Below are 18,355 nucleotides of genomic sequence, written 5' to 3' on the forward strand. Positions count from 1 at the left end.
CGAGGATCAGCGACCGCCACCCGGACACGGATGTCGTCCGTGCGTACCGGGCGCAGGGCGGAGGCACCGGTGCCCCCGCGAGCTATCGCGCTGATCACGCCACAAGGCTATCGCTCCCTGCGGGGCTCCCGTCACGACCCGTATGTGTACAAGACCGGGACCGAAACTTCGACGTTCTGCACAGAGACACCGCACTCGCGGCGGCGGCGGTCACGCCACACCCGGCACGGTTGTGAGCATGCGGGCAGCCGCGCCGCCCGCGCAGCTGCCGGTCAGCCGTGCCACCCGCATGGCCGCTGGACAGCGATGCACACCCACACAGCTGCGTGCCGCCGTCCCGCCGTGGCTGCGGGCAGTCGTGCCGCTGGGGCGATGGGCATCCCCCGCTCGAGCGGAGCCGAGAGTGGGGGAGGGTGGGCGCAGCGGCACCCCGTCGGCGCCGGGCCGCGCGGCCCACCCCCGACCCACAGCCACGCCGGTCACCACCAGACCGGCGGAACCCGCACCCGCCCGTCCGTCACGACGTCACGCCGCCAACCGCTCCGCCTCAGCCACGGCCTCCCCCAACGTGTCCACCACCGGAACCCCCACACCCTCCAGACTCGCCCGACTGTGCGACCCCCCGGTGTAGAGCACCGCCCGCGCCCCCACGTGCCCCGCGGCCACCGCGTCATCCGCGGCGTCCCCGATCACCACCGTGCGCGCCGGATCGATCCCGGCCGACTCGGCCAGCTCCGCGATGTGCCGCACCATGTGCTCGGCCTTGCTGCCCCCGGAGGGCCCGGTCCGCCCGTCGACGCGTATGAAGTGGGACTCGATCCCGAAGCCCTTGACCAGCGGCACCAGCTCGTCATGCCCGTACATGCTCAGGATCGACTGGCTGCGCCCCGCCGAACGCCAGCCCGCGAGCAGCTCCGCCGCGCCCTCGGCGAGCCCGCACCGCACCCGGTGCTCGATGTAGTGGCGATGGAAGGTCGCGTCCATGACCTCCCACTCGGCGTCGCTGGGCAGCCGCCCCATCAGCCGCTCGTAGAACTTCGGCACGGGCACGCAGTACAGCGCCCGGTACTGCTCCAGCGTGATCGGCGCCAGTCCCAGCTCGGCGAACGCCGCGTTCGTCGCCCCGATGATCGCGTCGTTGTCGTGGAACAGCGTCCCGTTCCAGTCCCAGACGATGTGCGCCCCTGTCTGCATCCCCATGCTCGAAAACGTACCCGCCGCCACTGACGGTCAAAGACGGGCCCCTCGCCGGCGGGCGCCGCCACCCGGAGGCTGTGGGGGTGTCGGGATGCCGGAGTGCCGACCGCCGTAATGTCAGTCGCCGGCCCCGACCAGGCTCGCGATCTCCTGCGTCGCGTACCAGAGCAGCTCGTGGTCCTCCGCCCCGTCCACGACGAACTGGGCGTCGTCGTCCCCGCCGTCCGCCGCCGCGAGGGCCCCGGCCGCCGCGGCAACGTCCGCCTCGGCGTCGGCGGAGTCGACGTGCACCGAGGCCGCCTTGGCCAGCGGCAGGGGTCCCGCCAACCGCACCTCGCCCAGCGCGGAGGGATCGATCCCGCGGTCCGGGTCGACGGTGGCCGCCCCGTCGGGCACGTCGGCGGCGACCACGACCCGGCGCCGGGGCGCCCCGGAGTCCGCCGCCACCAGCCGCAGCGAGGCGAGGGCGGCCCGGTTCAGGGCGGCGTACTCCAGCTCCTCGATGTCGTCCGAGAGGTACCACTCGCGCAGCGCCGGTGTGACGGCGTGGGCGACGAGCGGTCCGGTCCCCAGCTGGCCCGTCCTGCGGGCCTCGGCGAGACCGGAGAGGGTCAGGGGAACGTAGACGCGCATGGGGCTGCCGCTTTCGTGGTCGGGGGAACTCCGCCGGGTGCCCGGGAGAGCCCGGGAGAGCCTTCAGGATACGTGCGGGTGTCCCCTTTCGAGTCCCCACCCGTGACGCCGAACGCGTCCACTCCTCGCCCGGAACTCACCCGGTGCGCCCGCGCCACTCCGGGCTTCCCGGGGCCCCGATCACCCGGATAAGTGAACCTGCCTGGCCCTTCGCCCCGGCCGCGGTCCTCCTTGCCGCGCCGCCCCGCCGACCCGTACAAGATCCCCAACCGCAAGTTACTGCCCGGTATTCGCTCCGGGCCGCCGAAACGGGGAGCCCCCATGCGCAAGGTCATGACCAGGACCCAGTCCCGCCCGCTCCGCCTCACGTCGGCGACCGCCGTCGCACCGACTCCGCCGACACCCGTCTCCGCGGAGTCCGCGTCGCGCGTCCCCGGCGCCGCACCGCCCCGCAGGCCCGGCGGCGGCACCGTACGGTCCACCGCACCCGGCGGACGGCCGCCGGGCTCCCCGGGCAGGTCCCCGCGGGCCCGAACGCGGCCGGCGGACAACCGCCCGCCCGCGACCGGGCCGGGCCGCACCCCCAGGACGGGACCGCGCACGACCGCCGGCGCCGCCGTACCGGGCCCCGCCGCCCCTGCCGTACGCCGGGAAGCCGCGACCGCGCCGGGACCCTTCGTGCCCGCCCGGACTCCGCGCCGACCCGTACCGCAGCTCCGCCCCACCGACCGCTTCGCCGAGCTCCTCCTCAACGTGCTCAGCGGCCGCCGCCCCGTCCACTCGATGCTCCGCCACACCGCCGGGCGTGCCTACGACGAGCTGGCCCGCCTCGCCGAACGCGGGCCCCTGCGCACGCGCGGCACCCTCCCCGTCGTCCGTGACATCGGCTACTTCGAGCCCCGGCCGGGTGCTCTGGAGGTCTTCGCCCGCATCGGCGCGGGGGACCAGCTGCGCGCGATGGCCTTCCGCCTGGAACAGGGCCGGGACCTGCGCTGGCGCTGCACCGCGGTGGAACTGGGCGGTCCCCGCAGGCCGCACGCGGACGACTGAGACCAGCCACCGGGAGGGGCCGTCCGGAGCAGGGCCCGGAACGGCCCCGTCCCGGCCGAAACAGGCCCGGAACGGCCCCGTCCAGGCCGAAACAGGCCCGTGGCGGCCCCGTCCAGGCCGGAGGGCCGGACACCACCCAGTGGTCTCCGGCCCTCCCCACCGCCACGGCGCCCGCGGGCACCGCGCGGTCACTTCTTGCGGCGGCGTCCGCCCTTGGCCTGCTTGCGGCGCTCCGCGCGCGTGAGGCCGTCGGACGAGGTCCGCGCGGGCTCCTCGTCGGTGGTGAAGTCGCCCTCGACGACCCCGCCCTCGCCGTCCACGGTCGGCGCGGAGAAGTGCATGTTCCGGCGCTGCGGGGCGTCGAGACCCTTGGCGCGGATCTCCGGACGGGCGCCCGCCTGGGCCGGGACGGCGTCCTGCGCGCCCTTTTCCAGCGACGGCGCCGCGTCCTCGACCGGGACCTCCTCGACCTGCTGCTCGACCTGGACCTCCAGGTTGAACAGGTAGCCGACGGACTCCTCCTTGATGCCCTCCATCATGGCCTGGAACATGTCGAAGCCCTCGCGCTGGTACTCGACCAGCGGGTCCTTCTGCGCCATCGCGCGCAGGCCGATGCCCTCCTGGAGGTAGTCCATCTCGTAGAGGTGCTCGCGCCACTTGCGGTCCAGGACCGAGAGCACGACCCGGCGCTCCAGCTCACGCATGATCTCGGAGCCGAGCTGCTTCTCCCGCGCCTCGTACTGCTCGAGGATGTCGTCCTTGATGGACTCCTCGATGTAGTCGGCGGTCAGTCCGGCCCGGTCGCCGGCGGCCTCCTCCAGCTCCTCGACGGTGATCTGCACCGGGTAGAGCTGCTTGAAGGCGCCCCACAGCCGGTCGAGGTCCCAGTCCTCGGGGAAGCCCTCGGCCGTCTCGGCGCGGACGTACGCCTCGATCGTGTCGTTCATGAAGTGCTGGATCTGCTCCTGCAGGTCCTCGCCCTCCAGGACGCGGCGCCGCTCGCCGTAGATGACCTCGCGCTGCCGGTTGAGGACCTCGTCGTACTTCAGGACGTTCTTGCGGGTCTCGAAGTTCTGGGTCTCGACCTGGGACTGGGCGGACGCGATCGCGCGCGTGACCATCTTGTTCTCGATCGGCACGTCGTCCGGGACGTTGGCCATCGACATCACGCGCTCGACCATCTGGGCCTTGAACAGGCGCATCAGGTCGTCGCCGAGGGAGAGGTAGAAGCGGGACTCGCCGGGGTCCCCCTGACGGCCGGAACGGCCGCGCAGCTGGTTGTCGATGCGGCGCGACTCGTGCCGCTCGGTGCCCAGGACGTAGAGGCCGCCGAGCTTCTCGACCTCTTCCTTCTCGGCCTTGACCGCCTGCTCGGCCCGCTCCAGGGCGGCGGGCAGGGCGGCGGCCCACTCCTCGATGTGCTCCTCGGGGTCGAGGCCGCGCTGGCGCAGCTCCGCCTCGGCGAGGTCCTCGGGGTTGCCGCCGAGCTTGATGTCCGTACCGCGGCCGGCCATGTTGGTGGCCACCGTGACCGAGCCCTTGCGGCCGGCCTGGGCGACGATCGTCGCCTCCCGGTCGTGCTGCTTGGCGTTGAGCACCTCGTGCTGGACGCCGCGCTTGCTGAGCTGCTGCGAGAGGTACTCGGACTTCTCGACCGAGGTGGTGCCGACGAGGATCGGCTGGCCCTTGCGGTGCTTCTCCTCGATGTCGTCGACGACCGCCTCGAACTTCGCGACCTCGGTGCGGTAGATCAGGTCCGACTGGTCCTTGCGGATCATCGGCCGGTTGGTCGGGATGGGCACCACGCCGAGCTTGTAGATCTGGTGGAACTCGGCGGCCTCGGTCATCGCCGTACCGGTCATGCCGGACAGGCCGGGCAGTTCCTTGCCGTTGTGGTCGTGGCGCTTGTAGAGGCGGAAGAAGTTCTGGAGGGTGATCGTGGCGAGCGTCTGGTTCTCGTCCTTGATGTCCACCCCTTCCTTCGCCTCGATCGCCTGGTGCATGCCCTCGTTGTAGCGGCGGCCGGCGAGGATTCGGCCGGTGTGCTCGTCGACGATCATGACCTCGCCGTCGATGACGACGTAGTCCTTGTCCTTCTTGAACAGTTCCTTGGCCTTGATGGCGTTGTTCAGGTAGCCGACCAGCGGGGTGTTCACCGACTCGTAGAGGTTGTCGATGCCCAACCAGTCCTCGACCTTGGCGACCCCGGACTCGTGGATGGCGACGGTGCGCTTCTTCTCGTCGACCTCGTAGTCGCCGGTCTCCTCGATGCCCTTGAGGGTGTTGCCGGCCTCGCCCTTCTTCAGCCGCGTGACCAGCTTGGCGAAGTCGCCGTACCACTTGGTGGCCTGGTCGGCCGGGCCGGAGATGATCAGCGGCGTACGGGCCTCGTCGACCAGGATGGAGTCGACCTCGTCGACGATGGCGAAGTTGTGACCGCGCTGGACGAGTTCGTCCTTGGACCAGGCCATGTTGTCGCGCAGGTAGTCGAAGCCGAACTCGTTGTTCGTGCCGTACGTGATGTCGCAGCCGTACATCTCGCGGCGCTGGGCCGGTGTCTGGTTGGCGAGGATGCAGCCGACGTTCAACCCGAGGAACTTGTGGACGCGGCCCATCATCTCGGAGTCGCGCTCGGCCAGGTAGTCGTTGACCGTGACGATGTGCACGCCCTCGCCGGACAGGGCGTTGAGGTAGGCGGGCAGCGTGCCGACGAGGGTCTTGCCCTCACCGGTCTTCATCTCGGCGACGTACCCCATGTGGAGGGCGGCGCCGCCCATGATCTGCACGTCGTAGTGGCGCTGGCCGAGGACGCGCTTGGCGGCCTCGCGTACGGTGGCGAAGGCTTCCGGCAGCAGGTCGTCCAGGCTCTCACCATCGGCGTAGCGCTGCTTGTACTCATCGGTGAGGGCCCGCAGCTCGGCGTCGGAGAGGTCGACGAAGTCCTCTTCGATGGAGTTGACCTGGTCCGCGATGCGGTGCAGCTTGCGCAGGATCTTGCCTTCGCCTGCACGCATGATCTTCGAGAGGACGGACACGGGGGTTGGTCTCCTTGCCGGTCGGGCCTGGGACGGTCGATTTCCTGTGACGTACTGAGCAACGGCCATCGTATGCGAGGACCCCGCCGCCCCGGGAGCCCGCTGTAACGGGGACCGTGTGCTCCTTCATCCAGCTTCCGGTCTGCCGTCATCGAGTTCAACGTCCGGGTACCGAGGATGGTGCCGCACCCGTCGGTGAAACACGCGAAAAGTGACCGTCTGTTCACGCACGGCAAAAAGACGGCGCCCGTCGCGGAGTGCCCCGCAGAATCGGCCGATGGAACCCGTCACGCTCACCACCGACCGCCTCGTCCTGCGCACGGTCGGCGCCCAGGACACCGGGGCCGTGCACGCGGCCTGTCAGGACACCGACATCCAGCGCTGGACCACGATCCCCTCCCCCTACCTCCACGAGCACGCACGGAGCTTCACGGAGCAGATGGTCCCCGACGGCTGGGCGAACGCCTCGATGTTCACCTTCGGCCTCTTCCTCCCCGCCGGGGACCTGGTGGGGATGCTCGGCATCACGATGATCTCCCTGGGTGTCGGGGAGATCGGGTTCTGGGGTTCCAAGGAGCACCGCGGCCACGGCTACGTCACCGAGGCCGCCGTCGGCGCCTCCCACTGGGCCTTCACCGAGCGGGCGGTCGACCGCCTGGAGTGGCGCGCCGAGGTCGGCAACACGGCCTCCCGCGCGGTGGCCCAGCGCGCGGGCTACACCATGGAGGGCACGTTGCGCTCCGCGATCAACAACAAGGGCACCCGCCGCGACGCCTGGATCGGCTCCCTCCTCCCCTCGGACCTCTGCCTCCCGTCGACGGCCCCGTACCTGCCGGCCCGAACGTGAGGTGGGCGGTGGGGGCACCTCCGGGGAGGCGACCCGCCCCACCGGGCTGCGGCCCCACCTCCGCGTCCACACCAGTGCCGGGCCCCTGCCAGAAGACCCCGTCCTCGCTGTCAGACCCACCCCCTATCGTGCCGACGTATGACGACCCTCCCGCCCCCTGCCACGGAACTCTCCGCAGACGAGGCCCGCCGCATCGCCCTCCGCGCACAGGGCTTCCTCGGAGCCCCCGACCGCCGCGCAGGCGTCCGCGGCGTCCTCCGGCACCTGGGCGCGGTGCAGCTCGACACCATCTCGGTCCTCGCCCGCTCCCACGAACTCATCCCGTACGCCCGCCTTGGCGCGGTGGGCCGCAAAACCGTCGAGGACGCCTACTGGAAGGACACCCACGCCTTCGAGTACTGGTCCCACGCCGCCTGCATCCTCCCCATCGAGGAGTGGCCGCACTTCGCCTTCCGCCGCCGCGCCTACCGCAACCGCCCGCACTGGAACCACCACCTCCCGGACGGCGTCTACGACCAGGTCGTCAAGCAGCTCCGCGTCGAGGGGCCGCTCACCGCGACGGGCCTGGGCGGTGCGAAGAGGACCAGCGAATGGTGGGACTGGTCGGGCACGAAGGTCGCCGTCGAGCGCGCGCTCATGTACGGCGAGGTGGTCTGCGTCGAGCGCCGCGGCTGGAAGCGGGTGTACGACCTGGCCGAGCGCGCCGTGCCGCCCTCCCTGCTGCACGACGAACTCGACGACGCCGAGTGCCTGCGCCGCCTGGTCCGCCTGGCCGGCCGTTCCCTGGGCGTCGGTACGCGCGCGGACATCGCCGACTACCACCGCCTCAAGGCCGAGCAGGTCGACGCCGTGATCGCCGACTCGGGTCTGGTCCCGGTCGCGGTGGAGGGCTGGGGCAAACCGGCCTGGGCGGACCCGGAGGCCCTGGAGACGCCGCCGCGCGGCCGTCATCGCACGACACTGCTCTCGCCCTTCGACTCGCTGGTCTGGGAGCGTGCGCGCACGGAGCGGATCTTCGGCTTCACCCACCGCCTGGAGGCCTACGTGCCCAAACAGAAGCGGGTGCACGGCTACTTCGCGATGCCCGTCCTGGCCGGTGGCCGGCTCGTCGGCCGCGTGGACCCGGCGCGCGAGGGGCGCACCCTGGTCGCCAGGCAGGTCACGCTGGACAGCCCCAAGGCCGCCGTGCCGGTGGCCCAGGCCCTGGTCGAGGCGGCGGGCTGGGTGGAATGCACGGACGTGCGGGTGGAACGGGTCGACGCACCGGAGCTGCGCGAGGCCCTCACGGCAGAGCTTGTCCGCCTGCTCGCCTGAACCGGTGCCGACGCGCACCGGCGCCGGCCGTCAGCGAATCTCGAGGATCTTCTCCCGCATCGCGTAGACCACCGCCTCCATCCTGGAGTGCAGCTGCAGTTTCTCCAGGATGTTGCGCACGTGGTTCTTCACGGTGTTCTCGGAGATGAACAGTTCCTTGGCGATGTCCCGGTTGTTCATTCCCGTGGCGACGAGCTTGAGGACTTCGATCTCGCGGTCCGTGAGACGCGGCGCGGGCACCAGCCGGCGTTCGTCGGTCCGCTGGATCATCGACTTGAACTCGGTGAGCAGTTTCGACGCCATGGAGGGACTGATCTGCGACTGTCCGTCGGCCACCGCGCGAATGGCGGTGGCCACCTCGTCCGTCGAGATCTCCTTGAGGAGGTAGCCCGTCGCCCCCGCCTTGATCGCGTCGTAGAGGTCGGCCTCTTCATCACTGATCGTCAGCATGATGATCTTGGCGCTGGGAGCCACCTCCTTGATGGAGGTGCAGGCCTCGATCCCGCCCCGCTTGGGCATCCGTACATCCATCAGGACGATGTCCGGCAGCAGGTCGGCGGCCTTCTCCACGGCCTCGGCTCCATCGCCGGCCTCGCCGACGACCTGGATGTCCTCCTCGGCCGCGAGCACGATCTCCAGACCGCGGCGGAACAGGGCGTGGTCGTCCACGACCAGAACCCTGATCGGCTCCTGGCGCGCAGAGGCCGCGTCCGGGCCCATGCCGGCGGCGCCGTCGTCGATCCCCTCGCCCCGCATCGGTCCGAAAGTCTCCGCCATGGTTCCTCCCCCTGAAGGCTGTGGCCTGTGGTCGTCCTGAGCCATCGCCAACCCAGAGCAACGCCCCACCGGTTGGGCCGTTGCCGCCATGATTCCATGTCCGGCCGACACCGGGGTGACCAGCGGGCCACGAAGGGGTCGCACACCCTCGCGCACCGTCGCACACCGGTGCCCCTGGGGGCGCACACGCGCCCCCAGGGGCACCGATTCCGTGTCATCCGGCGTCGTCAGCCACCGAGCGCATCGCCCGCCTCGGGAGCGTGCGCCTGGGTGACCATCGTGTCCGTGGTGAGGTGGATCACGCCGTAGTCGTAGGCGTGCCGCCGGTAGACGACGCTGGGTTCCTTCGTCTCGGAGTCGACGAACAGGTAGAAGTCGTGCCCGACCAGCTCCATCTCGTAGAGCGCCTGGTCCAGGCTCATCGGCGCGGCCACGTGGGTCTTCTCGCGGACGACGAGCGGGCCATCGCCCTGGACCTCGAGCGAGCCGATCTTCTTGGTGGGTACCTCGTCCCGCCGCTCCTGGGAGACGACCTCGCCGTGCCCGTTGAGCGTCGCCGCGCCAGGGACGTGGTCGGCGACCTCGGCGGCCGTGATCCGGCGCGCGCCGCGGCGCGAGAAGCGCTTGTCGTGCTGCTTGCGCAGCCGGGCACCGAGCTTCTCCGCCGCCAGGTCGAGCGCCGCGTACGGGTCGCTCGCCGCCGCCTCCGCTCGGATGACCGGACCGCGGGAGCGGAGCGTGATCTCCACTCGGTCACAACGGTCGGCCTGCCGGGGGTTCGGCTCCTTGGACACCTCGACGTCGAGGCTGATCACCTTGCCATCGAGCTTCTGGATCTTCTCCAGCTTCAGCTTCTCGGCCACGTGCTTCCGGAACCGCTCGGGCACCTCGGTCTTGCGGCCCTTGACGACGATGTCCACGCAGAACTCCGTTCCCGGATCGCTCCGCTTCGACGGCGGAGCATCTCCCTTTCGCACCAGGTCCCGGACTATCCCGGAACCTCGGACTCGGTGACGTCCACCTCCTCCCCCGCGGGCGGGATCTCCACTCCACCGGTGCGGGTGATGGCGGCAAAACCCGCAGCACGGCATTCGGATTCAAGAGGTGTGGCCTGCGGCTTTCCTCACAACCGAACATATCCCGCCCGGACGGATGTCGTCACCCTCTATCGCGGGGTACCTCCGTTCCGGTGAATTGATCCTCTCATCACCTGCAACGACATAACTTCTCAGTCAGTTCCGGTTTGTTTCGAAAGAATCTGGTGAAGCCGCGACCACCGCCGCGCAGATCACTTCACGTATCACGCCACCGCCTCCGTTCGGGCCCGCCATTCGAAGCCCGGCCTTCCGTTCCTCTCTGCCTTCCCCTGCCGCCGACGGATACACAGCCGATTTCGCCGTCCAGTACGTGTTCGGCACCGTCGTCCGCTCAGCCACGGGGCCCCTTTCCGCGGCCGTCGCGAGGGCCGGGCCCGCCCAGCCGGTCGCCGCGCGCAGCGCCCGCGCCGCTTCCGTCAGAGACGCCCCGGTCGTCATCAGGTCGTCGACGAGGACGACCTGCCCGCCGCCGCGCAGCAGCCGTCCACCGCCCGGGGCCACAGCCAGCGCGCCGGCGAGGTTGTCCAGCCGCTGCCGGGCGCCGAGGCCGGACTGGTCGGCCACGGCGTGCCGCTGCCGCAGCACGGCCAGCACCCGGGCCGGAGTCCCGGTCCGCCGCAACTCCGCCGCGGCCGCCAGAGCGATGCGCCGCGCCGGATCGTGCCCCCGCATCCGCACCGCCCGGCGCGCCGACGGCACCGGCACGAGCAGCACCGGCCCCCGCACACGCAACGCCGCCTCCTGCTCACGCGCACCGGTCCGAGCCGCCCGACCGTCCACCCGCGCCTCCCGGAGCCCCGCCGCCCGCACCGCCCCGGCCAGGGCCGCGCCGAGGGGAGCCGCGAGTGCCAGCACACCCCGCTCCTTGTGGGCCAGCAGCGCGGCACGTACCTCGTCGGCGTACCGAGCCGCCGCGTGCACCACCGGCAGCCCGGGCGGCTCCGGCACCGGCCGCACCCGGCACGGCGCGGCACCGCTCAGAGCCGTACGGCAGCTCGGGCACAGCACCGCCCGAGCCCTGCCGCAGCCTCCGCACTCGGCCGGCAGCACCAGATCCGTGAGTTCCCGCCACCATCCCCGCACGACCACCACTGTGCCGACAGCCGCACGCCTCCACCAGGCCTGTGGACAACTCCCCGGAGCCCCCTGTGGAATACCTGTGGAGAACTCCGCTCATCGTCCCTCAACCGGGATAGACCGGCGCCGTCCCCTCCGTCACCTTCTGCCACTGCAGCCCGGACGGCAGACGCACGATCAGGTCCTCCGAGTACGCCACCAGCGGCAGCGTCTCGTCCTCGGTCGCGGCGATCTCCTTCACCCCGGTCAGCGCGGCGGGCACCGAGGCCTCCGGAGCGGACCCGTCGACCTGGACGTACCCGATCTGCTGAACGCCCCCGCGCTCGCGTCCGACCACCACGAGCCGGCTGTCACCGGCCCAGGACATGGCCGTGACCTCCTCCAGCTCGGGGGTCGCGGAGCGCAGTTCGAGGACGGTGACCGCGGGCTGCTCGCCCGCCTTCCCGTCCCGCTCGATCCGCCCGATGAGCAGCGAGCGCTTGCCGTCCTTCTCCACGATGAGCGCGATCCGCACGCCGTCGGCCGCCACCCGCACGGCTTGGACCCGCCCGTCCAGGCCCGGGGTCCGCACCTCCACCGGCTCGCCCGCGCCCTCCTTCAGCAGCAGCAACCGGGGGTCGGCCGGATCGCGGTCCGCGATCCACAGGTCGCCCTGTGCGTCCCAGCTCGGCGGCGTCAGCCGGTTCTGCTCCGTCTTGCCCTCGCTCACGAGCACGGGTTCGCCGAGCGAGCCGCCCGACACCATGGAGCCGACGTACAGCGACTTGTTGTCGAGCCCGATGGCGGCCGCACTGTGCTCGTCGCGCGAGACCGCGACCGACCGCAGGCCCACCGCACCCTCGCCCAACGCCCCGGGGACGGGCTCGGCCCGCGTCCCCTTGCTGCCGGCGGCGATGCGCACCAGGCGATCGCGCTCGTCGATGAAGTACAGGTAGTCGGGCCGATGGGCCGAGCCGCGCGCCGCGACCGCCTCGGCCCGGTCCTCGGTGAGCGAGCACAGCTTCCCGCCGCCCGCGCGCAGCTCGACCTCGTCCACCACCGGAGTGAGGCTCTGCACGGTGAACAGGAGCTGCGCCGCCATCTCGTCGCACGTGTCGTCGCCGACCCCGGCCGCCCGGTCGTTCAGCGGCACCGTCAGCTTGTTGTGGTCGTCGGGCGTCAGCGGGTCGGCGTTCTTCGCCAGCGCGGTACCGGTGGGGAAGCTCGACCTGACCACGGGCCCCAGCAAACGTGTCGGCCCGCTGAACAGGGACCTCACCACCTGGGACATGGGGTCCACGAGCCGGCGCACGTACACGGGATCGGCGACGGCCGCCGGCTGCGTGCTCGTACCGGCCTGCTTGGCGGGAGCGGCGTTCGAGGCGAAGTAGTACTTGTTGACGGACATGTAGGTGCGCTGGAAGTCCGACTTGCCCATGATGACGCCCTGCGGCAGCACGTCGATCCGCCACTGCCGGCTCTTGACGTCCCGGGTGAGGTGGACCGCCTCCCGGTACTCGCCGTCCGCCGGCGTGTACGACTGCTGCGCGTCCACCGTGGCGACCCGGGTGCCGGTCAGGGTGACCGAGTAGTCGTTGGCCTCCTCACGGTTGCCCGAGTGGTCGGACTCCGTCCCCGGCCCGCCCGCGAGCACCGTGGTCGACCGCTCCGGCCGCCAGGTCTTGGCCGCCTCGCCCGTCAGGTACTTGCGTGCCGTCTCGTACTGCGGGTCGTTGCTGGTCAGCGCCTCCAGAAAACCCTGGACGATCTCCGTGGGCGGGGCGTCCTCCCGCGGCGGCATCGCGAACACCCGCACCTGAGGGTCTTGCCGCGGCGTGGAATCCACCCCGCGCAGATCCCCGCTGTCGGGCATGGACGCACACCCCGCCAGCAGTACGACGCCGCAGACGGCGTACGTCATGGCGCGTGCCGGCCGCCGGCCGCTCCCCTCGCGGTCAGCGCCCACGAGTTGCCTCCCCTTGCCTGCTCGAGTCCTCCGGCCCGGTGTCCGGGCGGTTCGCCGCCTCCGGCGCGGGTCCATCGTCCTGGCTCCGGGCGCCCGCCACGGGCCGCGGCACCACGCGCGCGCCGTTGCCGGGCAGTGCCGTCGGGTCGGCGGTGGGCGCCGCCGAGGCCGGCGGGGGCGGCATCGGGCCCCGCGCGGACACCGGGGACGTCCCGCCGGCCGAGGTCTGCGCCGGTACGGTGGCCGCCTTCTCCGCGCCCTGCGGCGCGGCGGCGTCGCCCGGGCCGGCGTCGCCCAGCCCGCGGTTGCGCCGCGAGTCCGTCGGCTCCAGCGGTATCGGTGAGCCCCGCAGCGGCTCGTCCGCGGTCCTGGGCAGCGTCAGCCGGAACTGCGAACCGCCGCCCGGCTCGCCCCAGGCCTGCAGCCAGCCGCCGTGCAGCCGCGCGTCCTCCAGGGCGATCGACAGGCCGAGACCCGTGCCGCCGGTGGTGCGCGCGCGTGCCGGGTCGGCCCGCCAGAAGCGGCTGAAGACCCGGGTGGCCTCCCCCGGCTTGAGGCCGACGCCGTAGTCGCGCACCGCGACGGCGACCGCGCCGCCGGCCGCGGCGAGCTTGACGACCACGTCGTTGCCCTCGCCGTGCTCGACGGCGTTGACGACGAGGTTGCGCAGGACGCGCTCCACGCGCCGGGCGTCCGCCTCGGCTACGACGGGCTGCTGGTCGCCGACGACCCGTATCCGCGCGCCCTTGCGCTCGGCGAGCGGCTCGGCCCCGCTGACGACCCGCCGTACGACCTCCCGGAGGTCTGTCGCCTCGGCCTCCAGCGCCGCCGCGCCCGCGTCGAACCGGCTGATCTCCAACAGGTCCGAGAGCAGCGTCTCGAACCGGTCCAGCTGATCGGCGAGCAGCTCGGCCGACCGCGCGGTCACCGGATCGAAGTCCACGCGCGCGTCATGGATGACGTCGGCGGCCATCCGCACGGTCGTCAGCGGCGTCCGCAGCTCGTGCGACACGTCGGAGACGAACCGCCGCTGCATCCGCGACAGGTCCTCCAGCTGACTGATCTTCAGCTGGAGGTTCTGCGCCATCTTGTTGAAGGCCTCGCCGAGCCGCGCGATGTCGTCCTCGCCGGTGACCTTCATCCGTTCCTGCAGCCGCCCGGCGGACAACCGCTCGGCGATACCGGCCGCCATCCGTACGGGCGTGACGACCTGGCGCACCACGAGCCAGGCGATGGCCCCGAGCAGCACGACGACGAAGAGCCCGGCCGTCGCCAGAGTGCCCCTGACCAGGCTGAGGGACTTCTCCTCCTGCGTGAGCGGGAACAGGTAGTACAGCTGGTACGGCTCACCGTTGGGGTCGTTGACCTGCTTGCCGATGACCAGACCGGGCTGGGAGGGCTGGTCGGAGTCGTAGACGATCCGCGTGTAGCTCTGCGCGGCCGCCGTACTGCTGTCGATCCGCTCCCGGAGCTCCTCCGGCACACTGGCCGACCAGTTGACCACACCGGAGGCGCGCGGGCCGCGTCCACTGCCCCCTTCCCCGCCCATGGGGAGGGTGACCACGTCGAAGGCGCCCTGGCCGCCGCTGGAGAGCGATTTCACCAGCTCGCTCATCCACTGGATGACGTTCTGCGAGGGACGGCCGTCGCCGGCGGGCACGCCGTCGTCGCCGGTGACGCTCGCCGCCTCCTCGGCCCTCTGCTTGGCCACCGCGAACCCGCCGGTGGCCTGGCTCTGGGACGCCTTCACCTTGGCGTCCAGCAGGCCGTTGCGGACCTGCCCGATCACGACGAAGCCGAGCAGCAGCACCACGCCCAGCGACATCAGCAGTGTGGTGACGACGACCTTCAGCTGGATGTTGCGCCGCCACAGCCGCATGACGGGCAGCAGCGGCCGGCGCACCCAGCGCACGAACAGCCGAAGCACCGGGCTGCCCTGCACCCCGCCGTTCAGCAGCCCGCCCTGCAGCAGACGGTCCCAGCGGGAGCCTGCGGGCGGGGGGCCGACAGGCCGTCCGGCGCGGGCCCCGGACCGGCCGGGCGCCGAAGCGGCACTGTCCCTGCTCATGTCAGCTCGGCCCGGCCTTGTAACCGACGCCGCGGACGGTCACCACGATCTCCGGCTTCTCCGGGTCCTTCTCGACCTTGGAGCGCAGCCGCTGCACATGCACGTTGACCAGCCGGGTGTCGGCCGCGTGCCGGTAGCCCCAGACCTGCTCGAGGAGCACCTCGCGGGTGAACACCTGCCACGGCTTGCGGGCCAGCGCCACCAGCAGGTCGAACTCCAGCGGCGTCAGCGCGATCGACTGCCCGTCCCGCTTCACGGAGTGACCGGCCACGTCGATGATCAGGTCGCCTATCGCGAGTTGCTCCGGTGCCGGCTCCTCCGACCTGCGCAGACGTGCCCGGATGCGGGCGACCAGCTCCTTCGGCTTGAACGGCTTCACGATGTAGTCGTCGGCGCCCGACTCCAGGCCCACGACGACGTCGACGGTGTCACTCTTCGCCGTCAGCATCACGATCGGCACACCCGACTCCGCCCTGATCAGGCGGCACACCTCGATGCCGTCCCGGCCGGGCAGCATCAGGTCGAGCAGCACCAGATCGGGCTTGGTCTCCCGGAAGGCGGCCAGCGCCTTGTCGCCGTCGGCTACGAACGATGGCTCAAAACCTTCACCACGCAGCACAATGCCGAGCATCTCGGCCAGTGCGGTGTCGTCGTCGACGACAAGGACTCGTCCCTTCATAAACGCCATCATCCCATTAGCTAATCGTGACCTGGCGTGACCTGGCACACAGCTCGGCGAGGGCCTCGGTGGTCACGGGCGAGACAGCGCCCTCCTCGGTGACGATCGCCGTCACCAGCTCGGGCGGAGTCAGGTCGAACGCCGGGTTGTACGCCTGGGTCCCCAGGGGTGCCACCGGAATCCCGCCTCCCGCTCCCGTCACCGGCACCTGCGGTGCTGTGACCTCGGTCACTTCATATCCGGGGCGCTGTTCGACCTCGACGGACGCCCCGTCCGGCGTGTCCGGGTCCACCGTCGTGACCGGGGCCACCACGATGAACGGCACGTGGTGGTACCGCGCGAGCACGGCGAGCGGATAGCTCCCCACCTTGTTCGCCACCGAACCGTCGGCCGCGATGCGGTCGGCACCGATCAGCACCGCGTCCACCTCACCCGCCGCGAACAGCGAACCGGCCGCGTTGTCGGTGAGCAAGGTGTACGGCATGTCGTTGCGCGCCGCCTCGTAAGCCGTCAGGCGAGCACCTTGCAGCAACGGACGCGTTTCGTCCACCCACAGGCGCCGCAGCCGGCCCGCCCGGTGCGCGGCGAGCGCCACCGCGAAAGCCGTTCCCTCACCTCCCGACACCAGCGAACCGGTGTTGCAGTGCGTCAGGACGCGGTGCCCGCCCGCGGGCAGCAGCTCGTCCAGCAACGCTAGCCCGTGCGCGGCCATCCGGGCGCTGGCCTCGGTGTCCTCCCGGTGCAGCGCCCGCGCCGCGTCCAGCGCCGCCGCGGCGGCCAGCCGGGTGTCACCGGTCCTGGCGAGCGCACCTTGATGGGCGGCCTGGGCCCGCCGCACCCCGCCGGCCAGGTTCACCGCCGTCGGGCGGGCTCCGGCCAGCGCGTCCGCGGCCTCCGCCACGTCGAAGCCCCGTACGGCGGCGAGCGCGACGCCGTACGCACCCGCGATGCCGAGCAGCGGCGCCCCACGTACGGCGAGCGAACGGATCGCCTCCACGAGCGCGGACGCGTCCGTGCAGACCAGTTCGACCTCCTCGGCCGGCAGCCTGGTCTGGTCCAGCAGGACCAGCACCGGGCCCTCCGGTGGTTCTTCCCAGCGCAGTGCCGGGATCTCGGTCGGCCGCTTGTCCTCGCCGTTTCGCGCGTCCTGATCAGCCATGCGGTCAGTCTGCCCCCTGTCCGGCGGACAATCGAAGGTGCGCAGGCCATACCGCGCCCGGTCCGCGGCGGAGCACCCCATGGCACGATGGCTGCCAACCTGCCGCCGCGACCGCGGACGGGCACCGTGAAGGAGCGACGATGAACGACACTCCGGGCTGGGCCTCGCCCGGATCCTCCCCGTCCGACGGGCGGGAGCCCGGCGCGTCCGGCCCCGCCGACCGCCCCGGTGGCCCCGACCGGCCCGCGCAGCCCGCGGACCAGCCGGGCACGGAACCTACGGGCCCCGGCACGAAGTGGTCCAAGGAGCAGCCGCCACCCGGCCAGTGGTCCGCCCCCTCCGCCCCCGGCCAGGCCCCACCCCCGCCACCTCCCAACGCCGGCTGGGGCACCCCGCCCCCCGCCGGCCCCGGAGGCCCTGGTGGTGGCTACGGCGGTTACGGCGTGCCTGGTGGCTACGGCGGCTGGGGAGGCGGCTGGGGCGGTCCCCCGCCCGCGGCCAAACCCGGCGTGATCCCGCTCCGCCCGCTGGGCGTCGGCGAGATCCTCGACGGCGCCGTCTCCACCATGCGCACCTACTGGCGCACGGTCCTCGGCATCTCGCTCACCGTCGCGGTCTTCACGGAGATCCTCGTGGTGCTGCTCCAGGGCCTCGTCCTGGACGACCTCGGCTCCGAGGCCCTCAACGACCCCGACGCCACGCTGAGCGAACTCGGCGACGCCATGGCCGACACCACGATCAACTCGGGTGTCATCTTCCTCATCTCCCTGATCGGCACCGTCCTGGCCACCGCCCTGCTGACGACCGTCACCAGCCGCGCCGTGCTCGGCAGGTCGGTGACCATAGGCGAAGCCTGGCGGGACGCCCGCCCGCAGGTGGCGAGGCTGTTCGGCCTGATCGTCCTGCTGCTGCTGATCGTCGCCGGCATCGTCACGGTGGGCATGGCGCCCGGTCTCATCGTCACGGCCGCGGGCGGCGGCGGAGCCGGCGTGGCCCTCACCGTCCTGGGCTTCCTGGCGAGCGGCATCGTCGCGGTGTGGCTCATGGTCCGCTTCTCGCTGGCCTCCCCGGCGCTGATGCTGGAGAAGCAGGGCATCAAGAAGGCCATGGGCCGCTCCACGAAGCTGGTGCGCGGCTCCTGGTGGCGTGTCTTCGGCATCCAGCTGCTCGCCACGATCATCGCGAACGTCGTCGCGTCGATCATCGTCATCCCCTTCGCCTTCCTCGCCGCCGCCTTCAGCGGCGACGGTGTCAGCGGCTTCCTCGAAGGCACCGGCAGCCTCGGCTGGACCTTCCTGATCGTCAGCGGCATCGGCTCCGTGATCGGCTCCATGATCACGTTCCCGATCACGGCGGGCGTCACCGTGCTGCTCTACATCGACCAGCGCATCCGCCGTGAAGCCCTCGACCTCGAGCTGGCCCGTGCCGCCGGGGCCCAGGGCCCCGGCGCTCCCGGCACCAACCCGGGGAGCTGATG

14 protein-coding genes are annotated in these 18,355 nt (G+C 71.7%); 4 read left to right on the forward strand and 10 right to left on the reverse strand.

The features are described 5' to 3' along the window. Positions 1 to 525: 525 nt before the first annotated feature. Together IE142_RS04050 and IE142_RS04055 are read right to left on the reverse strand one after the other, a co-directional pair. Positions 526 to 1,200: an HAD family hydrolase gene (locus IE142_RS04050; RefSeq protein ID WP_191884387.1), complete on the reverse strand. Its 675-nt coding sequence runs from the start codon at positions 1,198 to 1,200 to the stop codon at positions 526 to 528. A 114-nt stretch (positions 1,201 to 1,314) separates the two neighbouring features. After that, on the reverse strand, positions 1,315 to 1,830 hold the full coding sequence (locus IE142_RS04055) for a DUF6912 family protein (RefSeq protein WP_191884388.1): 516 nt from the start codon (positions 1,828 to 1,830) through the stop codon (positions 1,315 to 1,317). A gap of 321 nt (positions 1,831 to 2,151) precedes the next feature. Between IE142_RS04055 and IE142_RS04060 the strand changes: the two genes are divergently transcribed. Then, entirely contained in the window at positions 2,152 to 2,880 is a 729-nt protein-coding gene (locus tag IE142_RS04060) for an Rv3235 family protein (RefSeq protein ID WP_191884389.1), read from the forward strand. A gap of 188 nt (positions 2,881 to 3,068) precedes the next feature. On the opposite strand, the gene secA is transcribed toward IE142_RS04060, so the two are convergent. Next, the gene (gene secA / locus IE142_RS04065) at positions 3,069 to 5,915 is read right to left on the reverse strand and encodes a preprotein translocase subunit SecA (protein WP_191884390.1); all 2,847 of its coding nucleotides are present in this window, start codon (positions 5,913 to 5,915) and stop codon (positions 3,069 to 3,071) included. 277 nt (positions 5,916 to 6,192) lie between these two features. Here secA and IE142_RS04070 point away from each other — a divergent pair, with 277 nt between their 5' ends. Continuing rightward, positions 6,193 to 6,762 carry a GNAT family N-acetyltransferase gene (locus tag IE142_RS04070; RefSeq protein ID WP_191884391.1) on the forward strand — a complete coding sequence of 190 codons (570 nt, stop codon included), beginning with the start codon at positions 6,193 to 6,195 and terminating at the stop codon, positions 6,760 to 6,762. Between the two features lie 138 nt (positions 6,763 to 6,900). Beyond that, entirely contained in the window at positions 6,901 to 8,076 is a 1,176-nt protein-coding gene (locus tag IE142_RS04075) for a winged helix-turn-helix domain-containing protein (RefSeq protein WP_191884392.1), read from the forward strand. Positions 8,077 to 8,106: 30 nt separating this feature from the next. On the opposite strand, the gene IE142_RS04080 is transcribed toward IE142_RS04075, so the two are convergent. The 7 genes from IE142_RS04080 to mtnA all read right to left on the reverse strand — a co-directional run bounded on the left by IE142_RS04080 (position 8,107) and on the right by mtnA (position 16,878). Next, the gene (locus IE142_RS04080) at positions 8,107 to 8,853 is read right to left on the reverse strand and encodes a response regulator (protein WP_191884393.1); all 747 of its coding nucleotides are present in this window, start codon (positions 8,851 to 8,853) and stop codon (positions 8,107 to 8,109) included. A gap of 227 nt (positions 8,854 to 9,080) precedes the next feature. Next, positions 9,081 to 9,773: a ribosome hibernation-promoting factor, HPF/YfiA family gene (gene hpf / locus IE142_RS04085; protein ID WP_191884394.1), complete on the reverse strand. Its 693-nt coding sequence runs from the start codon at positions 9,771 to 9,773 to the stop codon at positions 9,081 to 9,083. A gap of 312 nt (positions 9,774 to 10,085) precedes the next feature. Then, a complete protein-coding gene (locus IE142_RS04090; protein WP_191884395.1) occupies positions 10,086 to 11,033 on the reverse strand; it encodes a ComF family protein in 948 nt (315 codons plus the stop codon). A 100-nt stretch (positions 11,034 to 11,133) separates the two neighbouring features. Continuing rightward, positions 11,134 to 12,972 carry an LpqB family beta-propeller domain-containing protein gene (locus IE142_RS04095; RefSeq protein ID WP_191884396.1) on the reverse strand — a complete coding sequence of 613 codons (1,839 nt, stop codon included), beginning with the start codon at positions 12,970 to 12,972 and terminating at the stop codon, positions 11,134 to 11,136. Then, positions 12,962 to 15,040 carry an MtrAB system histidine kinase MtrB gene (gene mtrB / locus IE142_RS04100; protein WP_191884397.1) on the reverse strand — a complete coding sequence of 693 codons (2,079 nt, stop codon included), beginning with the start codon at positions 15,038 to 15,040 and terminating at the stop codon, positions 12,962 to 12,964. Before mtrB ends, IE142_RS04095 begins: the two co-directional genes overlap by 11 nt. Position 15,041: 1 nt before the next feature. After that, positions 15,042 to 15,731 (reverse strand): two-component system response regulator MtrA, encoded by a 690-nt coding sequence (mtrA, locus tag IE142_RS04105; RefSeq protein WP_191884398.1) that lies wholly within the window; start codon positions 15,729 to 15,731, stop codon positions 15,042 to 15,044. 4 nt (positions 15,732 to 15,735) lie between these two features. Further along, positions 15,736 to 16,878, reverse strand: coding sequence for an S-methyl-5-thioribose-1-phosphate isomerase (gene mtnA, locus IE142_RS04110; protein WP_191884399.1), 1,143 nt, complete (start codon positions 16,876 to 16,878; stop codon positions 15,736 to 15,738). A gap of 140 nt (positions 16,879 to 17,018) precedes the next feature. Here mtnA and IE142_RS04115 point away from each other — a divergent pair, with 140 nt between their 5' ends. Further along, positions 17,019 to 18,353, forward strand: coding sequence for a DUF7847 domain-containing protein (locus IE142_RS04115; RefSeq protein ID WP_191884400.1), 1,335 nt, complete (start codon positions 17,019 to 17,021; stop codon positions 18,351 to 18,353). Positions 18,354 to 18,355: the final 2 nt, after the last annotated feature.

The organism is Streptomyces mutabilis, assembly GCF_014649815.1.
GTDB lineage: Bacteria > Actinomycetota > Actinomycetes > Streptomycetales > Streptomycetaceae > Streptomyces > Streptomyces mutabilis.